General features: G+C 67.1%; 3 protein-coding genes. All 3 read right to left on the reverse strand.

Translation table 11 applies throughout. From position 1 onward, the window contains the following. Window positions 1-769: LLM class flavin-dependent oxidoreductase (locus BIS11_RS15680; RefSeq protein ID WP_253586501.1), on the reverse strand; the 769-nt coding region annotated here is incomplete at its 3' end. Window positions 770-909: 140 nt separating this feature from the next. Then, window positions 910-1,596 (reverse strand): SDR family oxidoreductase, encoded by a 687-nt coding sequence (locus tag BIS11_RS15685; RefSeq protein ID WP_253425854.1) that lies wholly within the window; start codon window positions 1,594-1,596, stop codon window positions 910-912. A gap of 78 nt (window positions 1,597-1,674) precedes the next feature. Continuing rightward, window positions 1,675-2,228 (reverse strand): ANTAR domain-containing response regulator (locus BIS11_RS15690; protein ID WP_253586502.1); only part of this gene is annotated, 554 nt, incomplete at its 5' end.

The raw sequence follows: 2,228 nt of genomic DNA on the forward strand, positions 1-2,228 counted from the left end.
GGGTGGGTCGCCCGCGGATCAAGTTGAGAAACTTCTGCTGGGCAGTGGTGGCCAGGTAGCGGGCCATGGCGTCGCTCTCGGCGGCGATCACCGGCAAACCGACCATGGCGTAGGGTTTGGAGAGCACGCTCGAGGGACGGAAGTTGTCGCGGTAGAGGCGCAGCGCCTCGTACAGGTAGCCCGGCGCGAACTGGGCGGCGAAGGCGAAGGGCAGCCCCAGGCGCGCGGCGAGCTGGGCGCTGTAGCCGCTCGAGCCCAGAAGCCACAGCGGCACCTTGGTGCCCTGCCCGGGCACCGCCTTGACCTGCTGATCGGGCGTTTCATCGCCCAGGTAGCGGGTCAGTTCCTCGAGCTGGGCCGGAAAGTCGTCGACCCCGGCGTGGGCGCTTCGGCGCATGGCACGCATGGTGGCGCCGTCGGAGCCCGGCGCGCGTCCAAGCCCCAGGTCGATGCGACCCGGATAAAGGGTTTCGAGCGTACCGAACTGCTCGGCGATGACCAAGGGCGGGTGGTTGGGCAGCATGATGCCGCCGCTGCCTACCCGGATGGTCGAGGTGTGGCCGGCCACGTGGCCGATCAGCACGGAGGTGGCGGCGCTGGCGATCCCGGCGATGTTGTGGTGCTCGGCGAGCCAGTAGCGGGTATAGCCCAGCCGCTCGGCGTGCCGGGCGAGCGTCACGCAGTTGTCGAAGGTTTCCCCGGCGCTGCCGCCTTCGCGAATGGGGGCAAGATCCAGCACCGAAAGGGCGGTGTCGGCGAGTTGGCTCATGAGTCACCTGCAGGTCAGTGAAAGGCGGCCAAGCGAGCGCGGAAGCGACGAACTCGTTAGCCACATATCCATATCACCGTGTTATGCGGGCGAAGGGCATTCAAAACAAGCCCCGGCCACACGACCGGGGCGTGGGATCGTCACTCACGCGGCGGCGTCGGGCGGATCAGGATCTCGTTGACATCGACGTGGGCCGGCTGATCGAGGGCGTAGATCACCGCGCCCGCGATATCCTTGTCCTCCAGGGCGTACTCCGGCGGCTCGTCGAAAAATGGCGTGTCGACCATGCCGGGTTCGATCAGCGTGACGCGCACGCCAGTGCCACGAAGTTCCTCGCGCAGATTGTAGCCGATGCCGGTCACCGCCCATTTGGTGGCGCCATACATCGAGCCGGGAATGGTCGAGCGCCCCGCGGCGGAGCCCGTCAAGAGCACATGGCCCGCCGAGCGCTTGAGCGCGGGCAGGCAGGCTTGGAGGGTCAGCCCCACGCCATACACGTTGGTCAGGATCATCTCGCGCCAGGTCTCGTGGTCGGCGCCGCTGAACCCGCCGGCGGTGCCGCCCCGCCCGGCGTTGGCGAACACGCCATCGAGGCGGCCGAAGGTCTCCAGCACGTGGTCGACCATGGCACGCTGCTGCGCCATGTCGGTGACATCGAGTTCGACGGTCAGCACGTTGTCGGTGCCGAGTTCGTGGGCGAGGGCGGCGAGCTTGTCCGCCGAGCGCGCGGCGAGTACCAGCTTGTAGCCTTCGCGGGCGGCGGCACGGGCGGTGGCAGCGCCGATGCCGCTCGAGGCACCGGTGATCAGCAATACTCTCTCTTGCATGAACAGCACTCCTTGCCATTTGTTAAGGGGAAGCTTAAGAATGGCCAACCCCGGGTAATGTTGCAAACCCGGCGCGATTCAGCGCTCCTGGCGGGCCAGCATGCTCGAGAGATCGAGAATCGACTGGGCCATGCTGGCCATGCTCTTGCTCTGGTCCATCGAGGTCTTGCGCAGAAAGCGGTAGGCCTGCTCCTCGCTCATCGACTGGTGGGCCATGATCAACCCCTTGGCCCGTTCGATCAGCTTGCGCTCGCGAAGCGTCTTGCGCGTGTTCTCGAGCTCGTCGCTCAAACTCTGCAGGCGGCTCGACTGGGCGTGGGTGAGCTCGATCAGCGAGCGACCCAGCGGCGAAGTGAACGCACTTTCGGTCAGCTCGCCGAGTCCCGCGGCGCCGCCCAGGCCCAGAAGCTGCTCGCCGGGCGCGCAGGAAAGAGCGGGCGAGGAGAGTGTGGGCTTGCTGGCCTGCTCCAGCGCCGCATGGGCCTTGGCGATCTTGTCATGGCAAAGCCGGGTCAGCTCGTCGATCGCGCCGTCTTCCACCACCTTCAGCCGGTCGATGCGGTTAGTGGTGAGCTCGTACCAGGTCTCGCTCAGGCGGGCGCGGTCGTGCGCCGGGGCCTCGCTCGCACGAC

The sequence above is a fragment of the Halomonas sp. 707D4 genome (assembly GCF_024158685.1).
Lineage (GTDB): Bacteria > Pseudomonadota > Gammaproteobacteria > Pseudomonadales > Halomonadaceae > Vreelandella.

Excerpts from the sequence above, each read along its gene's own strand:
- BIS11_RS15685 (WP_253425854.1), bottom strand. The coding sequence starts at position 1,596 with ATGCAAGAGAGAGTATTGCTGATCACCGGTGCCTCGAGCGGCATCGGC.